This is a genomic window from Nonomuraea sp. PA05 (assembly GCF_008086045.1).
Taxonomy (GTDB): domain Bacteria; phylum Actinomycetota; class Actinomycetes; order Streptosporangiales; family Streptosporangiaceae; genus Nonomuraea; species Nonomuraea monospora.
The window spans coordinates 12,532-29,327 of sequence record NZ_VSEY01000084.1; the positions used below are offsets into that span (position 1 = coordinate 12,532).

The 16,796-nt window shown below is 70.8% G+C and carries 15 protein-coding genes and 1 tRNA gene; 9 read left to right on the plus strand and 7 right to left on the minus strand.

Going from position 1 to position 16,796, the window contains the following annotated elements; all coding sequences use genetic code 11:
- Positions 1-7: 7 nt before the first annotated feature.
- Both FXF51_RS59180 and mptB read left to right on the plus strand, forming a co-directional pair.
- Entirely contained in the window at positions 8-547 is a 540-nt protein-coding gene (locus tag FXF51_RS59180; protein ID WP_148443650.1) for a DinB family protein, read from the plus strand.
- A gap of 147 nt (positions 548-694) precedes the next feature.
- Positions 695-2,209 (plus strand): polyprenol phosphomannose-dependent alpha 1,6 mannosyltransferase MptB, encoded by a 1,515-nt coding sequence (gene mptB, locus FXF51_RS59185; RefSeq protein ID WP_262380644.1) that lies wholly within the window; start codon positions 695-697, stop codon positions 2,207-2,209.
- On the opposite strand, the gene FXF51_RS63395 is transcribed toward mptB, so the two are convergent.
- On the minus strand, positions 2,094-4,682 hold the full coding sequence (locus FXF51_RS63395) for a hypothetical protein (protein WP_262380645.1): 2,589 nt from the start codon (positions 4,680-4,682) through the stop codon (positions 2,094-2,096). The two genes, mptB and FXF51_RS63395, sit on opposite strands and share 116 nt — an antisense overlap.
- A gap of 59 nt (positions 4,683-4,741) precedes the next feature.
- On the opposite strand from FXF51_RS63395, the gene FXF51_RS59195 reads away from it, so the two are divergent.
- From FXF51_RS59195 to serS, 4 genes are all read left to right on the plus strand, one after another.
- Positions 4,742-5,950, plus strand: a complete 1,209-nt coding sequence (locus FXF51_RS59195; RefSeq protein WP_262380646.1) for a glycosyltransferase 87 family protein — start codon at positions 4,742-4,744, stop codon at positions 5,948-5,950.
- Positions 5,951-5,972: 22 nt separating this feature from the next.
- Positions 5,973-6,392, plus strand: a complete 420-nt coding sequence (locus FXF51_RS59200; protein ID WP_262380647.1) for a DUF4446 family protein — start codon at positions 5,973-5,975, stop codon at positions 6,390-6,392.
- A gap of 103 nt (positions 6,393-6,495) precedes the next feature.
- On the plus strand, positions 6,496-7,416 hold the full coding sequence (gene pheA, locus FXF51_RS59205) for a prephenate dehydratase (protein WP_148443652.1): 921 nt from the start codon (positions 6,496-6,498) through the stop codon (positions 7,414-7,416).
- A gap of 181 nt (positions 7,417-7,597) precedes the next feature.
- Complete coding sequence (gene serS, locus FXF51_RS59210) at positions 7,598-8,860, plus strand: serine--tRNA ligase (protein ID WP_148443653.1); 1,263 nt, start codon at positions 7,598-7,600, stop codon at positions 8,858-8,860.
- 136 nt (positions 8,861-8,996) lie between these two features.
- On the opposite strand, the gene FXF51_RS59215 is transcribed toward serS, so the two are convergent.
- Both FXF51_RS59215 and FXF51_RS59220 read right to left on the minus strand, forming a co-directional pair.
- Complete coding sequence (locus tag FXF51_RS59215; RefSeq protein WP_148443654.1) at positions 8,997-10,373, minus strand: hypothetical protein; 1,377 nt, start codon at positions 10,371-10,373, stop codon at positions 8,997-8,999.
- Positions 10,374-10,583: 210 nt separating this feature from the next.
- On the minus strand, positions 10,584-10,787 hold the full coding sequence (locus FXF51_RS59220; RefSeq protein WP_043619750.1) for a cold-shock protein: 204 nt from the start codon (positions 10,785-10,787) through the stop codon (positions 10,584-10,586).
- A gap of 223 nt (positions 10,788-11,010) precedes the next feature.
- Here FXF51_RS59220 and FXF51_RS59225 point away from each other — a divergent pair, with 223 nt between their 5' ends.
- Positions 11,011-11,808, plus strand: coding sequence for an HAD family hydrolase (locus FXF51_RS59225; RefSeq protein ID WP_148443655.1), 798 nt, complete (start codon positions 11,011-11,013; stop codon positions 11,806-11,808).
- Positions 11,809-11,914: 106 nt separating this feature from the next.
- Here FXF51_RS59225 and FXF51_RS59230 read toward each other — a convergent pair whose 3' ends face one another.
- Both FXF51_RS59230 and FXF51_RS59235 read right to left on the minus strand, forming a co-directional pair.
- Positions 11,915-12,427 carry a bacterial proteasome activator family protein gene (locus tag FXF51_RS59230; protein ID WP_148443656.1) on the minus strand — a complete coding sequence of 171 codons (513 nt, stop codon included), beginning with the start codon at positions 12,425-12,427 and terminating at the stop codon, positions 11,915-11,917.
- A gap of 5 nt (positions 12,428-12,432) precedes the next feature.
- Entirely contained in the window at positions 12,433-13,389 is a 957-nt protein-coding gene (locus tag FXF51_RS59235) for an NAD(P)H-quinone oxidoreductase (RefSeq protein ID WP_148443657.1), read from the minus strand.
- A gap of 114 nt (positions 13,390-13,503) precedes the next feature.
- On the opposite strand from FXF51_RS59235, the gene FXF51_RS63400 reads away from it, so the two are divergent.
- Positions 13,504-15,714, plus strand: coding sequence for a MinD/ParA family protein (locus FXF51_RS63400; RefSeq protein ID WP_262380651.1), 2,211 nt, complete (start codon positions 13,504-13,506; stop codon positions 15,712-15,714).
- A gap of 46 nt (positions 15,715-15,760) precedes the next feature.
- On the opposite strand, the gene FXF51_RS59245 is transcribed toward FXF51_RS63400, so the two are convergent.
- Both FXF51_RS59245 and FXF51_RS59250 read right to left on the minus strand, forming a co-directional pair.
- A complete protein-coding gene (locus FXF51_RS59245) occupies positions 15,761-16,195 on the minus strand; it encodes a calmodulin-binding protein (protein WP_148443658.1) in 435 nt (144 codons plus the stop codon).
- A 133-nt stretch (positions 16,196-16,328) separates the two neighbouring features.
- Positions 16,329-16,418, minus strand: a tRNA-Ser gene (locus FXF51_RS59250).
- A 51-nt stretch (positions 16,419-16,469) separates the two neighbouring features.
- On the opposite strand from FXF51_RS59250, the gene FXF51_RS59255 reads away from it, so the two are divergent.
- On the plus strand, positions 16,470-16,796 hold the full coding sequence (locus tag FXF51_RS59255) for an STAS domain-containing protein (protein ID WP_187415186.1): 327 nt from the start codon (positions 16,470-16,472) through the stop codon (positions 16,794-16,796).

The following is a 16,796-nucleotide window of genomic DNA, read 5'->3' on the forward strand; positions in this document are numbered from 1 at the left end:
TTCCGGCATGCCCGACATCGATGAGCAGGGTCGTCCGGAACCTCCCCTCGACGGCGACGAGCTCGCCACCCTCGTGGGTTACCTGGAGTTCCACCGCGCCACTCTCGCGTGGAAGTGCGCGGGGCTGGACGCGTCCGGGCTCAAGGCCACCGTGGGCGCGTCGTCGATGACGCTCGGCGGGATGCTCAAGCACCTGTCGTACGTCGAGAACCACTGGTTCTCCGTCCATCTGCACGACCGCGAGGGCCAGCCGCTGTGGACCACGGTGGACTGGAAGAGCGACCCCGACTGGGAGTGGCACTCGGCCGCCGAGGACACCCCTGAGGAGCTGCACGCCCTCTGGCAGGACGCGGTGTCCCGCTCGCGGCTGCTGCTCGACGAGGCACTCGCGGACGGCGGCCTGGGCCGCCTGTCCGGGCGTGCCTGGCCGGACGGGCGCAGGGTCAGTGTGCGGTGGATTCTGGTGCACATGATCGAGGAGTACGCGCGGCACAACGGTCACGCCGACCTCATCCGCGAGTCGGTGGACGGGCTGACCGGGGAGTGACGCGCGGGCGCCGCGAGCCGGGTTGTCCACAGGTGGTGGCCGCACTCCCGGAGCGGCCGTCCACAGGTAACCATGACTTCGCCGCCGGTATCCACAGGTGACCGTGCTTCGTCGGAACGCCTCTCCCGAGTGTGCTGGAATTTCCCGGTGACTTCGCAGACGCACCGCACGCACGCACCGGCCCGGGCGGCAGGGGCCGCCATGGCGGCGATCGGCGTCTCGATCCTCCTGACGATCACCATCGGCCTGCTCGGCCCATCGGCGGTGGTCCCCGCCCTGAGCGGCCCGTCCTGGCAACCGCCCTACTCCCTGGGCACCCAGCCGGCGCCGCACCTGGTGATCGCCCTGGCGGCGCTGGCGATCCTGCTCGGCGGCCTCGGCCTGCTGGCCGCCCTGCACACCCTCGGCCCGCCGGGTTCCCCGCACGCCACCAGCAGATCACGGCTGCCCGACCCGCGATCCCTCGTGCTCCTCGGCTGCCTGTCCGCCGGCATCCTGGCGTTCCTGCCCCCCTCCGGATCCGCCGACCACCTCAACTACGCCGCCTACGGCCGCATGGTCACGCTCGGCCTCAACCCGTACACACACGGCGCCATCGACCTCCCGGGCGACCCCATCGCCGACGCGGTGGAGAAGCCCTGGCGAGAAGAGCCCAGCGTCTATGGCCCCATCGCCACGGCCGTGCAGGCGCTGGCGAGCTGGATCGGCGGCGACTCGCTCAGACTGACCATCTTCATCCTGGCCCTGGTCAACGCCGCCGCCTTCATCGCGACGGCCCTGCTCATCGACCGCTTCACCAGGCACGACCCGGCCAAGCGCCTGCGCGCGGCGCTGCTCTGGACGGTCAACCCCCTCCTGCTCTACCAGCTCGTCGCGGGCATGCACGTCGACACCCTCGCCATCGCCTGCATGGTCGCCGCCCTCCTGGCCAGGAGCCGCCCCGTCGGCGCGGGCGTCCTGCTGGGCCTCGGGGTGGCGATCAAGGTCAACGCCGGCCTGGTGGCGCTCGGCCCGGCGTGGGAGCTGCGCCGCCGCCCCGCCCGTCTGGCTCTCATGGCGGGATGCGCGGTCGCGGTGGTGGTCGTGGGGTACGCGATCGTCGGCCCGGAGGCGATCGCCCCGATGACCAGGACGAGCAAGTCGATCTCGCACGCGTCGCCGTGGAAGCTCGTCCAGGGCTGGTTGCAGGCGATCGTCGGCACCGGAAGCGCGTACCGGGGAGAGATCCAGATCGGCTCCCTCCTGCTGCTGGCGCTCATCGCCTGGGCGCTGCTCCGCCTGGCGGCACGCAGAGGGCTGCTCGGCGCGGGCCCGGGCGGGGAACTGGGAGCACCGGTGGTGGCGGCCTGCCTGGTGGTGGCCTATCTGTTCGCGACGCCGTACATCCTGCCCTGGTACGACGGGCTGGCGTTCGGGCTGCTCGCCCTGGTCGCGGCCTCCGCCCTGGACACGTTCGTGGCCGGGCACCTGCTGGTCCTGTCGCTGGCGTACCTGCCTGCCAGGGTGCAGGAGGTGCCGGTCGATCTCGACTGGCTCAGCAAGGTGCTCAGGCCTCAGCTCGCCTGGGCGCTGCTGGCTCTGACCGCTCTGCTGGTGGTGTGGGCGTGGCGAGCTGCAGGGCCCGCACGCACGCCGCCAGCGTCAGCGGCACCGCCACCGTGAGCGCCATGGCGGGGATGGCGATACCGGAGTCGTTCATCAAGAAGCCGACGAAGGCACACGTCAGCGCGCCGAACAGCCCCGCCCTGAACGTCGGGGCCTGACGGTAGGCCAGCCCGAGCGCCGCGGCCCCCCACCGCGACGGCCGAGCCAGCACCAGGAACAGGAAGGCCAGCGCCACCAGCGAGAGGAGAGTCAACGACCAGTTCCCCACGGTGACCCCGACCATGGCGCCGAACTTACGACCGATCACGGTCCACGCCTGACCATCGATGACCTGCTGCACGAAATTGCCCAGATGAGTCCGCTGCGTCTGCGGCCGCAACCAGTCCACGACCGACAGCACCCCCACGATCGCCGCCCCCGCCAGCCCCACGAGCACCAGCCGCAGCAACGACACCCGCTTGCCGGACAACAACATCAGAAAAACGGCCAGCCCGATCACGAACGCCGGAACACCACCGAAGTCCGCCCCCCACGAAGGCCACCCGTCCGCGAAGATCGCGAACCCCCCGTAAAGCGCACACACCCCGACCACCACAACCCTCGCCACCCCTCTCCCGAGCAGCCACTGAGCCACCCCGGCCAACCCCAGGACAGTGCCGGTGGCGTAGATCGCGAAAGCGATGTTGCTGAACCCGTAGAAACGTCCACCGGTCACGGGCTCGTACCCGGTCACGGCGTTGACCTGCAGCTTCGATCCCGTCATGACGTCGATCAGGAGAGCGAGCGAGGTGATGGCGGCGACGATGGTGAGGGGGCCGATCACGTGCGAACGCCAGGGGCCGGCGAAGGCGAGGCCGGTGATCAGGCCGGCGATGGCGAGGATCGTCACGATCACCGCCAACATCGGCACCGGGAGGGTCCACCAAGGGACCAGTTGGGCCAGGAAGGTGGATACGGCTATGGCGCCGCTGATCACGGCTACGACCTGGACGGCTCTGAGGAGCTTGGAGGTGCTCGCATTCACACCCCCCACCGGCTCCACCCCCACCCCGCCCACGCCTGCGCGTGTGCCTGCCCCCGGGCCGGCCTCCGCGCCCAGGTCGGCGTCCGCTCCCAGGCGAGCCTCCGCGCCGGTGACCTCCGCGCCGGTGTTCTTCGCATTCGCGCCCTCCGTGCCCTGGGCATCCCCACGGGTTGTGGTCGTGGCGGGTGAGCGGCGGCGGCGTAGGCGGAGGGCGAGGGCGGCGAAGGCGTAGAAGAGGAGCTGGACCGCGACCAGCACGGCGAAGAACGGCCCCCGCACCTCCCGCAACACCTGACTGGCCAGATCCCCGTCCGCCAGCTCGGTCACCGTCTCGGACGTCGTGGCGGGAGCGGGCCCGCCCGCCTGCCAGGATCGGCCGACCACCTCGGGCGCGGCGGGCAGGCCCAGGAGCTGGATGGTGGTGGCGGTGAGGTCGGTGATGGCGACCAGCGCGTCCTGGCGGGTGGAGGTCGCGGTGAGGTGGCCGTGCGGGTACGGCGGGCCGTCCGGGGAGGGGCCGGTGGCGATGGCGACGTGGAGGTGGGCGTTCGGGGTGACGTCCGAGACGCCTGCCACCAGGATCGTGGTGTCGGCGGGGAGCCGGTTGACGAGGGCGCCGATGCGCTGGTCCGCCTGCGCCACCGCGGCCTGGCGCGCGGGTGTGGGCAGAGGGGTGGGGACGCCGTACTCGTCGAGGGGCTGCTTGGCCCAGGCGGTTGCGAGGTCGTCGGCGTCGAGGACGATCAGGTTGTAGGGGGTGGGGTCGCCCAGGGCGTCGAGGGTGGGGGCGTATTTGGCGATATTTCCGGACCTGTCGGCTGCCGCCAGCGCGGCGCCCGGGCCGATCGCGGCCACCTTGCCGCCACTGTCCGCTACGAGGCCGCCGAGGGTGCCGAGCTTGGCGTCGTAGCCGGTCTCCGCCTGGTACGCGGCCAGGGCGGCCCAGTTCGGGACCGTGGCGCCGTCGCCGCTGGGCTGGGGGACGGGAGGTTCCGGGCAGCCCTTGCCCTCGGTGCCGGCCCGCTGGCCTGCCGAGACGGTCAGCCAGCCGGCCGTGGGGCAGGTGATGCCACGCTCCGGGGGTGGGACCGCGCGGGTGGAGAGGGAGGCCGACGCGCCCTGGGACACCAGCCGCCACAGGTTGGGGGTTCTGGTTACGTCGAGGTCGCTCCACTCCAGGCCGGGGACGCCGATGAGGGCCACGCGCCCCTGGGGTGGGGCGTGGGTCACGGCTGCGGCGGCGCTTGCGGTCGCGCTCGTGTGTGCGGCGGCGCTTGCGGTCGCGCTCGTGTGTGCGCCGGCGCTCGTGTGTGCGGCGGTGCTCGTGTGTGCGGCGGTGCTCGCGCTCAGGCCCCAGCCCGGGTGCGTTGTGGCGGCGGCGCTCAGGGCGGGGGTGGCGATGAGGGGGGCCAGGGTGAGGAAGGCGGTGGTGAGGGCGCGGGTGGCGTGGCGGCCGAGACGGGCCACGTACCGGCCCTGAGGCGGGTACGGCGTGGCGTTCGGCATGCAAGGACCCCCAGTAGTCTGCCCCTCGATCAACAACAGCCACGGTAACGTGCCACACCGTGACAAGTGGCGAGGTGCGGGTGATCCGGCGGCAGTGGTGGGCGTGGGCGATCGTGGTGCTCGTCGTCGCGGCGGCCGCGGTGCCGCTGGTGCAGCAGTGGCTGACGAACCCCGACGACCAGCGACTCGTTGACCTGGACGTTTACCGTACCGGCGGGCAGATGCTGCTCGACGGGCGCCCGGTGTACGACTACTACACGCCCGCCCCGCAACTGCTGCCGTTCACGTACCCGCCGATCGCCGCGATGCTGGCCGTGCTGCTGGCGGCGATGTCGTGGGAGACGGCGCAGTGGGTGTGGACGGCCGGGGTCTTCGTGGCGCTGGCCGTGACCGTGTGGTTCTCCTTCCGGCAGGTGCTGGAGCGGGATTCGCTGCGGAAGTACGCGCCGTGGTTGTTCGCGCTGCTCATGGTGATGTGCACGTACCTGATGCCGATCAGGGACCAGGTACGTTTCGGGCAGGTGGACATCCTGCTGGTCGCCCTCTGCCTGGTCGACTGCGTGGCGAGGCGGCCGTGGTGGCCGAGGGGGTTCCTGATCGGGCTGGCGACGGCGGTCAAGCTGACGCCCGGCGTCTTCCTGATCTATCTGCTGATCACGCGGCAGTGGCGGACGTTCTTCATGGCGTCGTTCGCGGCGGCGCTGCTCACGTTGCTGCCGTTCGCGGTGATTCCGCAGGACGCGGTGGACTTCTGGTTCTCGGCTTTGCTCGACCCTGAACGGCTCGGCGCGAACGCGGCCACCACGAACCAGTCGATCCGGGGCATGCTGATCCGGCTGTACCTGCCGCAGGAGTGGATGACCTCGCTGATCTGGCTGGTGATCGTGGCGGTGGTCGGATGGTTCGGGTTCCGGGGGGCGCGGGACGCGTACCAGAGAGGAGACACACTCACGGCGGTCGCGCTGGTCGGGCTGATGGCGGTGTTGCTGTCGCCGGTCGCCTGGATCCACCACCTGGCGTGGGTGGTCGTGGTGCTCGCGGCGATCGTGGGTGACGGGCGGGACCCCGTCAGGCTGCGGGTGGCCGCCGGGGTGTGGCTGTACTACGTGGTGCCGGTGCCGTGGTGGGGGAGCGCGCTGATCTCCGCCAAGATCCCAGGGGTCAGCCTGGTGCTGGGGAAGATCGTCCAGAACGGGTTCGGGCTGGGAGCGGTGGCTCTGGTGTGGTTGTTGGTGTCCTGGCTTCCGAAACGCCGACAGATCGGTTGACCGAACCATTACCCTCTGTGCCGTGCTCGTTACCACATGGGTGATCGTGGGTGTCGTCGCCGGGATCAGTGGCGTGATGATCGGTTGTCTGGCGCTGCGCCAGGCCAAGGCCACGGTGGAGGACTGCCAGCGCCTGCTCTTCCGTCAGATCAGTGAGGGCCGGGGCGACCTCAAGGCGGTTCGGGACGTCGCCGTGTGCCAGTACGACGCGCTCGCCGAGATGACCGGGCGGATGTCGTTCTCGGTGGCGATGATCAACGGGCTGGGGGACGGGATCGTGCTGACGTCCATCAACGGGCGCAGTGAGACCCGCACCTACGTGCGGACGGTGGTGGGCGGAAAGGGGCAGCAGCCGCTGTCTCCGGAGGAGGAAGAGGCGGTGCGGGCGGCGCGGCTCGGGCACGGCCCCGTGGTGGCCTGCCGGGCCCCCGAACTGCTTTGAGACCGCTCGGCCGCCGGTCTGCGGGCGTTCTCTGGGCCGCGCGGCCACAGGTCGGCGGGTGAAATGGCCGCGGGTGCCGTCCACCTGCGGATAGCCTGTAAGTATGCCCAGACTCGCCTATCTCGGACCGGAAGGGACCTTCACCGAAGAGGCCCTGCGGCTCCTCGACCCCATCGCCGAGCGGCTGCCCTGCGCGACCGTGAGCGCCGCGCTCAACGCCGCACGCTCCGGCGACGCCGACGGCGCGGTGGTCCCGCTGGAGAACTCCATCGAGGGTGCGATCACCACGACGCTCGACGAGTTCGCCTGGGGCGAGCCGCTGCTGATCAACGCCGAGCTGCTGCTGCCGGTGCAGTTCTCGCTGCTGGCCAGGCCCGACACCGAGATTCCGCACATCAAGCGGGTCTACACGCATCCCGCCGCCATCACGCAGTGCCGCGCCTTCATCGCGCGTGAGCTGCCCGACGCCGTCGTGGTGGCCGCCCCCTCCACGGCCGCCGCCGCGCAGGAGGTGTCGCTTCCCGGCTCGCCGTACGACGCCGCGATCGCCGCGCGCATCGCAGGGGAGCACTACGGGCTGGTGGAGCTGGCCACCGACATCGGCGACAGGTCCGACACCGTGACCAGGTTCGTCAAGGTGAGCCGTCCAGGGCCGCTGCCCGAGGCGACCGGCTCCGACCGCACCACGCTGGTGGTCTTCCTGGCCGACGACCATCCGGGCGCTCTGCTGGAGATGCTGACCGAGTTCTCCGTGCGCGGGGTCAACCTGACGCGCATCGAGTCGCGGCCGACCGGTGACGGGATCGGGCGCTACTTCTTCCACTTCGACTTCGAGGGGCACGTCGCCGACGCCCGGGTGGGTGAGGCCATCGCCGGGCTGCACCGGATCTGTGGTGAGGTGCGGTTCCTGGGGAGTTACCCGCGGGCCGACGGGGTGGCGCCGAAGATCAAGCGCGGCACGTCCGATCCGGAGTTCGCGGAGGCGGGCGACTGGCTGGCGAGGATCAGGGCCGGGCAGGTCTGAGCACGGTTCCATGAGCTTGCGGACGGGCGAGGTCTGAGCGCGACCGGCGGGCGGGTTCGGGTCGGCCGGGCGTGCGTCCCGCAGGCCAGGGGCGCTGGGCACGGGGCGGTGCGGGCGGATCGCGCGGGCGTACGGGAGAAAGCAGGGGCGCGGCGCCTCCGCGCGCCGGTAGCCTTTCCTTGTGATTGACCTGCGTACCCTTCGTGAGGACCCCGACCGGCTACGGGCGTCGCAGCGTGCCCGCGGTGAGGACGACTCGGTCGTCGACACGCTGCTCGACCTCGACGAGCGCCGCCGATCCGCGCTGACCTCGTTCGAGTCTCTGCGCGCTGAGCAGAAGAGCATGGGCAAGTCGGTCTCCAAGGCGCAGGGCGAGGAGAAGGCCGCGCTGCTCCAGCGCGCCAAGGATCTCGCGGGCCAGGTCAAGACCGCCGAGTCGGAGGCCGAGAAGCTGGGCGCCGAGCTGGACGAGGTGCTCCAGACGGTGCCGAACATCGTCGAGGAGGGCGCACCGCCCGGCGGTGAGGACGACTACGTCGTGCTGGAGACGTACGGCGAGCCCCGCACGTTCGACTTCGAGCCGAAGGACCACCTGGAGCTGGGCGAGGCGCTCGGCGCCATCGACATGGAGCGCGGCGCCAAGGTGTCGGGTTCGCGGTTCTTCTTCCTCAAGGGCGTCGGCGCGCGGCTGCAGCTCGGCCTGCTCAACATGGCCATGCAGCAGGCGATCGAGTCCGGGTTCACGCCGATGATCACGCCGGTGCTCGTCAAGCCGGAGACCATGCAGGGCACCGGCTTCCACGTGGCCCACGACAAGGAGATCTACCGGCTCCCCGAGGACGACCTCTACCTGGTCGGCACCTCGGAGGTGTCGCTGGCCGGCTACCACGCCCAGGAGATACTCAACGCCGACGAGCTGCCGCTGCGTTACGCGGGCTGGTCGTCGTGCTTCCGTCGCGAGGCGGGCTCGTACGGCAAGGACACCAGGGGCATCATCCGCGTCCACCAGTTCGACAAGGTCGAGATGTTCTCGTACGTGCGTCCCGAGGACGCCCACGAGGAGCACCAGCGGCTGCTGGGCTGGGAGAAGGACATGCTGGCCAAGATCGAGGTGCCGTACCGGATCATCGACACGGCGGCGGGCGATCTGGGCATGTCGGCGGCTCGCAAGTTCGACTGCGAGGCGTGGATCCCCACCCAGGGGCGGTACCGCGAGCTGACCTCGACGTCCAACTGCACCGAGTTCCAGGCCCGCAGGCTCGCCGTCCGGTACCGGGACAAGGACGGCAAGCCGCAGCACCTGGCGACGCTGAACGGCACGCTCGCCACGACCAGGTGGATCGTGGCGATCATGGAGAACCACCAGCAGGCCGACGGCTCCGTGGTGGTTCCTCAGGCGTTGCGTCCGTACGTGGGGCTCGACGTGCTGGAGCCCGTGAAGTGACGTGCTGGAGCCCGTGAAGTAGGGCCCACGACACGCGCGTGGTGCGGTGGGCCCGCATCACGCGCGCTGTGAGGCACGTCCGGATCACGGGCTGTGAGGTGCGGCCCCATCACGCGTGCTGTGAGGTGCGGCCGGATCACGTGCCGGTGGGGCGGGGCTCTTGGTCGCCGGAGTTCGCGCGGCGGGCGTCGCTCCTGACGGCGGCGGCGCTCGCCAGCACGACCAGCCCGGTCAGCAGGGCGGCGAGCGCGACCGCGACCCCGTACGAGTCCGGCGTCCCCTCCGCCCACCACGTGAACGGCAGGTAGACGGCCCCGAAGACGAGCGGCGCGGCCAGCATGCCGATCGCGACAGGGGTGAGCCGTGCCTGGCCGACGCCCGCCAGCACGACGCAGGCCACGGCGCCCGAAACGGTCAGGAGCAGGCTGGGGAAGCCGATGGGCACGCCGGCGGCGAAGGCGGCGTCCTGCAAGGAGCCGGCGCCGACCAGGAGCAGCGCTCCCAGGCAACCGGCGAGCGCGGAGCAGGTGTAGGCCAGGCCGTAGCGGCGCAGCCCGGCCCCCGCGCCGGCGAACATCATGCAGATGGCGAGGAAGAGCGCCAGGCGCCACTCGGGCTCCAGGTTCACCTGGGGGGACCCGGCGCCGGGCCAGCCGACGCGCCGCCACGCGCCCGAGGTGTCGCGGACCACGATGCCGGCCAGACCGTTCGCCACGACGACGTGGTGCCCGCCCTCCTGCGGCACCACGGCCAGCGACCGGGAGCGCAGGCCGGACGGGACGTCGTACTGCCTGCTCAGGCGCTGCAGCTCGTCACCGGACGGCACCCACGCCGGACGCCAGGTGGTGCCGCCGTCGTCCGACTGCTCGACGCCCAGCCGGTCCTTGAGCACCTGGTAGCACCTGGTGGCCTGGCCGGGCACGCACTGGGCGCTCTGCCCGCGCTCGTCCCGCTCGTCGGCGGGCCCGTCGGTGGGCCCGTCGGTGGCCTGCGTCCAGGTGCGGCCGCCGTCCTCGGAGGTCAGCCTGCCGTCGAGGCTGGTGTGGACGTGGACCCTGCTCCCCTCCACCTCGACGATCTCGGCCGACGGCGGCGGGGCTGCGGCGCCGGTGGCGGCGACGGCGAGCACGGCCAGGGGCGTCGTCACGATGATCCGCCAGCGGGCCGAGGAGGGCCGGTCGAGGGTGCTCCGGCGTACCCACCACGCCAGGGCGAGGGCGGGCAGGGCCAGCAGGTCCGTGGGATCCGCCAGGACGCGCGACGGGCCCGCCACGAGGGTCCAGGCATAGGACGCGGCCTCCGCGCCCGTCTCCGTCGTTTTCACGGCCGTGAAGAGCACACCGGTGAGCACGGTCGCCGTCAGATCGGCCCGTCGCCGGAACAGCAGGGCGAGCATCGCGGGCGCGACGACCAGCCCGGCGACGTCGCTGAGCTTGCCCGTGACGAACCCGGGCCAGGCCTGCTTCAGAAGGTGGTCGTTGACCAAAAGCACGATGACCCCGGCAACGGTCACGGGGTGACACAACCACGCGTACCTCATACTCAGGTCGATGGCTGGGCGTGGCCGCTGGTTCAAGGGGTGTGTGAGTCGAGTCACAGCCGTGACCGATCCGTCACCGGCTCCGTGATCTTTCTCTCACCTCTCGGGGTTTCGGACGGCCCCGGGCAAGCAAAAGACCGGAGCCCGCTGGAAGCGAACCCCGGTCTATCTCGCTACTACAGGTCAGATGGCTCGGACCTGAGAGGCCTGCGGCCCCTTCTGGCCCTGCGTGATCTCGAACTCGACCCGCTGGCCGTCTTCAAGGCTGCGGTAGCCGTTGCCGACGATCTCGGAGAAGTGAACGAACACGTCCGGCGCACCGCCGTCCGGGGCGATGAAGCCGAAGCCCTTCTCGGCGTTGAACCACTTGACGGTTCCCTGAGCCATAAAAGCTCTCCCTCAGGATGTGAATCTATGGGACCCACACCTCGTGGGTCCCGGTGTGTCGTACAGCAAGCACCCGGGGTGGCTCAGACAAAGTCATGCTGGTTTTCACTACGGGATCAGCTAATACAACGCCATCACATCTAACACCATTCTGGAGCGTTGGTGTTCCCGTCCTCAGGAAGATTTCTGTCAGGCGGCATCACCGGGCAAACTGGAACCTGTTATGCAGAGTCTTCCCGCGCCGCGTCTAGTGGCCACCGACCTCGACGGAACCGCCCTGCGCACCGACGGAACCGTGTCTCCCCGGACGGTCGCCGCCTTCGGCAAGGTCGAGGAATCAGGGGCTGTGCTGGCGTTCGTCACGGGGCGTCCGCCCCGGTGGATGGGCGGGGTGGCCGCCGCCGTACGCCACCGTGGCCTGGCCATCTGTGCGAACGGGGCCCTGATCTACGATCTCCATACCGAACGGATAGTGGAATCTCACCTCATCGCTGTGGAGGTACTCGAGGAAGTCGTCGCTCAGCTAAGAGCGAACGTGTCCGAACTCGTATTTTCGGTCGAGTATGAAGCCGGTTTTGCGCATGAGTCAGATTTCCTGCTGGGCGGCTTGGACCGCCGGCTGGGGGCGGTCAGGGTCGACTCGGTGACCGCCCGGCCGTGCGCCAAGCTGCTCGCCCTGCACCCGGCCATGAACGCGGACGAGCTCCAGCCCGTCGTGGACGAGCTGGTGGGGCATCTGGTGACGGCCACCCACTCCAGCCGCAGAGGGCTGATCGAGATGAGCGCCCAGGGCGTGACCAAGGCCAGCGCGCTGGCGGCGTTCGCGGCGGAGCACGGGATCAAGGACACGCAGACCGTGGCCTTCGGTGACATGCCGAACGACCTGCCCATGCTGAGCTGGGCAGGTACGTCCTACGCAGTGGCCAACGCGCATCCCGACGTGCTGGCGGCGGTCGATCACGTGACCGCGGCCAACGACGATGACGGGGTCGCCCGGGTGATCGAGGAGCTCTACCGGTAACCGGCGCCGGGCCGTGCCTCCGGCGGGGCCGGGCGCTGGGCCGCGCCGAAGCGGGCCGCGCCGGAATGCGGCCGTGCCCGTCCGGAAAGCGGTGGGCGCCGCCCCCTTACAGGTACGGCCCGGAGCCGCCGTGCGGGCGCGGGCCCTCGTCGCCCGGCACGCCGGGCAGCGCCCTGCGCATCTGCTCCAACTGGGCCCGAGCCGCCATCTGCTGAGCGAACAGCGTGGTCTGGATGCCGTGGAACAACCCTTCGAGCCACCCCACCAGCTGAGCGTGCGCGATGCGCAGCTCCGCCTCGCTCGGCGGCGTGCCGTTGTCGTCGGTGAACGGGAGCGAGAGCCGCTCCAGCTCGTCGACGAGCTCCGGCGCCAGCCCGTCCTCGAGCTCCTTGATGGAGGACTCGTGGATCTCCTTCAGCCGCTTGCGGCTGGCCTCGTCGAGGGGGGCCGCGCGGACCTCTTCGAGGAGCTGGCGGATCATGCTGCCGATGCGCATCACCTTGGCGGGCTGCTCGACCAGGTTGGTGACCGAGCGATCTTCTTCGCCGCTATCGCCCTGACCTTGGAAGTCGGGGCCCACCACCACGATGTGGGGGGTGTTGTTGTCCTCAGCATTCATAACACTCACCGTACTAGCAGGATCTTGCCGACGTGCTCTCCCGAATCCAACATTCGGTGAGCTTGCGCCGCCTCGGACATGGGGACCTCCGCGTACACGACGGGACGTACCGCACCCGCCGCGACCAGGGGCCATACGTTGTCGACGACGCTGCGCACGATGACGCCCTTCTCGTCGACCGGACGGGCGCGCAGCGTGGTGGCGTGCACCGACAGGCGCTTGGAGAGCATGGCGCCCAGGTCGATCTCGCCCTTGCGCCCGCCCTGCAGCCCGATGATCACCAGTCGGCCGCCGGCGCGCAGGGCCCGGACGTTGCCCGCGAGGTACTTCGCGCCCATGATGTCGAGGATGACGTCGGCGCGTACCTTGTCGGCGAAGTCCTCCTCGCGGTAGTTGATGACCTCGTCGGCGCCCAGCTCTTTGACGCGCTCGGCCTTCTCCGCCGAGCCGACGGTGGCCACGACGTGCGAGCCGAGCGCCTTGGCGAGCTGCACCGCGAACGTGCCGATGCCGCTGGCGCCGCCGTGCACGAGCAGCGTCTCGCCCCTGCGTAGCCGTCCGACCATGAACACGTTGGACCAGACCGTGCAGGCCACCTCGGGCAGCCCGGCGGCCTCGCGCAGCGACACCTTGTCGGGCACGGGCATGACCTGCTGCCACGGCACGGCTACGCGCTCGGCGTAACCGCCGCCGCCGAGCAGCGCGCACACCTCGTCCCCCGGCTTGAACTGCTCCACGTCCGACCCGACCTCGGCCACCACCCCGGAGACCTCCAGCCCCGGGTACGGCGAGGAGCCTGGCGGCGGGTCGTAGAAGCCCTGCCGCTGCAGGACGTCCGCTCGGTTGACCGCCGAGGCGGTCACGTCGATGAGCACGTCCCCGCGCTCGACGGGTGGCTCCGGCACCTCGCGCCACTCCAGAACCTCAGGTCCGCCCGGTGCGGCGATCTCAATGGCTCGCATGCGAACCACGGTAGCCGGGCAAAGAAGTTGTGGGTTGCCGGGCTGCGCGGTCAGCCATGGCGTTAATCTGCAAGGTATTTGCTGCCCCTTTAGACCCACCCGAGGGGGAACACGGTGGCAAGACACGATCGAGAGGAATCTCTCGAGGAACAGCTGGCCTGGCTGGATGCGATCAAGGAGACGGAGGAGGCCCCCGTCCCTGTCACCGCCTCGGCCGCTGCCGCCGACGAGCCGATCGCCTCGCCGTACCCCAAGGACCCGTGGTCGCTGGTTCCCCAGCACCACGACACCCCGACGCCGCCGCTGTTCCGCGCGGCCGTCGACTCCGTGTACGGCGCCGAGGCGGCCGAGGACGTCCCCGAGCGGGAGAGCGAGGCCGGCGAGTGGCTCGGCAGGGCCACCGTCAAGGAGGAGCCCGCGGCGCCCGCCGACGACCCCTTCCACACGCCGCTGAAGCCGCTGCCGCGGCCCGACGACACCGACGCCTACCCTTCGCTGTCGTTCACGCCGCCCGAGCAGGCGGCCGTCGAGCCTGAGCGGCCCGAGGAGACCACGTGGCCGCCCTCCGGCGAGGAGACGGCCTGGGTGACGCCTCCCGACTGGCCTCGTCCGGCGACCGAGGAGACCGGTTCAGGCCCCGCGCAGGAGACCGCGGCCGATGAGCCGGTCCGCGCGGAGGAGCCGCTACGTGCAGGTGAGCCGGTAGGTGAGTCGGTACGTGCTGGGGAGCCGGTACGTGCGGAGGAGCCGGTACGCGCGGGGGAGGAGCCCGCCGCGCCGGCCGAGGAGAAGGTCGCGTGGGCGGACACCCAGCCGGGCAACGAGCGCCCGTCCTGGGAGGAGCCGGCCGCCCCGGCCGCGGAGGAGCCCGCCGCGGCGGACTCCACGCAGGCGGTGGCGCGTGCCGATCTGCCGCAGTGGGCCGAGTCGTCGGAGACGACGCCGAGGAGCGACCGCCCGCATTGGAACGAGCCCGAGACCCGCGGCGGCCAGGAGCACCGGCTCACGTGGTCGGAGCAGCAGGACCGTTCCCACTGGAACGAGCGCCCGTCCGACCGCCCGGAGTGGACCGGCGACCGTCCCGAGTGGACCGAGGAGCGCCCGTCCTGGACGGATCAGCCTGAGGACCGCCCGCAGTGGACCGAACAGCCTGAGGACCGCCCGCAGTGGACCGAGCAGGCTGAGGACCGGCACCAGCAGCCCCGGCCCGACGAGCGCCGCCAGCAGCCCCAGCACGCCGACGAGCGCCGCCAGGAGCCCGAGCAGCGGACGCGGTGGACCGAGCAGCCCGAGTGGCGTCCCGCCGAACGCGAGATCCCGCCCGCGCCGCGCCGCCGCCCCGCCCCGACCCCGGTCTTCACCGCCCCGCCCAGGCCGCCGGTCACCGGCCGCCCGACCGCCGAGAGCCTCGACCCGGAGTCCCTGCTACGCGGACGGCGCAACGCCCCCTCCAAGGGCTGGCGCCGCCTGGTGTACCGCGCGTCCGGCGGCTGGATCAAGCCCGGCGAGCCGCCCGAGGTGCGCCGCCAGCGCGAGCTGATCACCAGGGCGCGCACCCCGGTCACGGCCGGCCACCACCGCGTGGCCGTACTGAGCCTGAAGGGCGGCGTGGGCAAGACCACGACCACGGTCGGCCTCGGCGCCACGCTGGCCGCGATGCGCGGCGACCGCGTCATCGCGGTGGACGCCAACCCCGACAGGGGCACGCTGTCCGACAAGCTCGTCCTGGAGACCTCTGCCACCGTGCGCGACCTGCTCAACGAGCGTGACCAGGTCAAGCGGTACGTCGACATCAGGGCGTTCACCTCGCAGGCGCCGTCGCGGCTGGAGGTGCTGGCCTCCGACCGCGACCCGTCGGTCTCGGAGGCGTTCAGCGGCGCCGACTACCAGGCCGTCTCGCAGGTGCTGGAGAACTTCTACTCCATCTGCATCACCGACTGCGGCACGGGCCTGCTGCACTCCGCGATGGGCGGCGTGCTCGGGCTGGCCGACCAGATCGTGCTGGTCAGCTCCCCGTCCGTGGACGGCGCCAGGGCCGCGTCCGCGACGCTCGACTGGCTGGAGGCGCACCACTACGCCGACCTGGTCAAGAACGCGACCGTGGTGCTGTGCAGCGTCAGGCCCCGCTCGAAGTCCGCGGTGGACATCAAGAAGCTGGAGGCCCACTTCGCCGCCAGGTGCCGCGCGGTGATCCGGGTGCCGTACGACCCGCATCTGGAGGAGGGCGCGGAGATCGACCTGGACCGGCTCCAGGAGCCGACGCGGGACGCGTACCTGCAACTCGCAGCCTGCGTGGGCGACGGTTTCGCGGGGGTCAGGGAGTGACCGGGGCGTGCCGCCGATGCCTGTGCACCGGCGGCACGCCACAGGGCTACGGCGCGGGCAGTTCCCTGACGAGCCGGGAGGTCCACGGGCAGAAGACGAGGCCGGGCAGGAACGCGCCGCCCGCCTCGTCGAGGTTGTCCTCGACGTAGGGGATCGTGGCGTCGCACACCTCGATGGCCGCGTCGAAGAAGTCGACGGTGTCGGGGTTGTAGTGGTAGCTCCAGCGCGGGTTGTACGGAGTCTGCCGCTTTACGATCCTGCCGACGACGTGGGGCCGTTCCCGCGTCTCGCCGTGGACCAGGTCGCGGGCGTGCCGGATCTTGCCGGGATCGGTGAGCTGGACGACGAACTCCTCGCGGGTGATGTCGGTCATCACGAAGTACGCCGCTGGTGCGGCTTGCTGGGCCGTGGCGGGCGTGGCCGTGGCCAGGACGGCGAGTGCGGCGAGCGGAGCGCCGATCTTGCGGGTGATGCGTCGCACGAAGACCTCCCGTATGAACTGAGAACCATACGGAAAGTAGCCGTCCAATTACTCTGTGTGACATTACCGATGCCGCCACACAGTTCTGGCTTGACGTAGGCGGCTCAGGTCAGGTTGGAAGCCCAGGAAATTCTGGCGGAGGGTGTGGGATTCGAACCCACGAGGCCATCGCTGACCTGGCCGCTTTCAAGGCGGCTGCACTCGTCCACTATGCGAACCCTCCTGTGCCGAAACCACGATAGCGGCTGTGGTGACAGGGGTGTACGTTCGGGAGGTGGCGGATCTCAACGTCGAGGTGCAGCGCGGCGGCTGCGACGCGCTCGTGCGCCTCACCGGCGACCTCGACAAGCTCACGGCGCCACTGTTGAAGGACGCTCTGGTCCAGCTGTTCACCGAGGGTCTGGTGCAGATCGTCATCGACGCGGGAGAGCTGGAGTTCTGTGACTCCAGTGGCCTGTGGGTGCTGGTGGAGCACCAGCGCAGGGTCGCCGCGCACGCCGGCTCCTTAGGCATCGTGGGCGTCCACGGGGTGCTCCAGCGGGTGCTCGACGTGACGGGGCTCAAGGCCGCCTTCGACCGCGTCGTGCCGGCGGAGCTCTAG

What these genes read in the sequence shown, in the direction of transcription:
- FXF51_RS59220 (WP_043619750.1), bottom strand. Translation starts at nt 10,787, where the DNA reads ATGGCTCAGGGAACCGTCAAGTGGTTCAACGCCGAGAAGGGCTTCGGC.
- pheA (WP_148443652.1), top strand. Translation starts at nt 6,496, where the DNA reads ATGCCCAGACTCGCCTATCTCGGACCGGAAGGGACCTTCACCGAAGAG.
- FXF51_RS59225 (WP_148443655.1), top strand. Translation starts at nt 11,011, where the DNA reads ATGCAGAGTCTTCCCGCGCCGCGTCTAGTGGCCACCGACCTCGACGGA.
- FXF51_RS59230 (WP_148443656.1), bottom strand. Translation starts at nt 12,427, where the DNA reads ATGAATGCTGAGGACAACAACACCCCCCACATCGTGGTGGTGGGCCCC.
- FXF51_RS59235 (WP_148443657.1), bottom strand. Translation starts at nt 13,389, where the DNA reads ATGCGAGCCATTGAGATCGCCGCACCGGGCGGACCTGAGGTTCTGGAG.
- FXF51_RS59180 (WP_148443650.1), top strand. Translation starts at nt 8, where the DNA reads ATGCCCGACATCGATGAGCAGGGTCGTCCGGAACCTCCCCTCGACGGC.
- FXF51_RS63395 (WP_262380645.1), bottom strand. Translation starts at nt 4,682, where the DNA reads ATGCCGAACGCCACGCCGTACCCGCCTCAGGGCCGGTACGTGGCCCGT.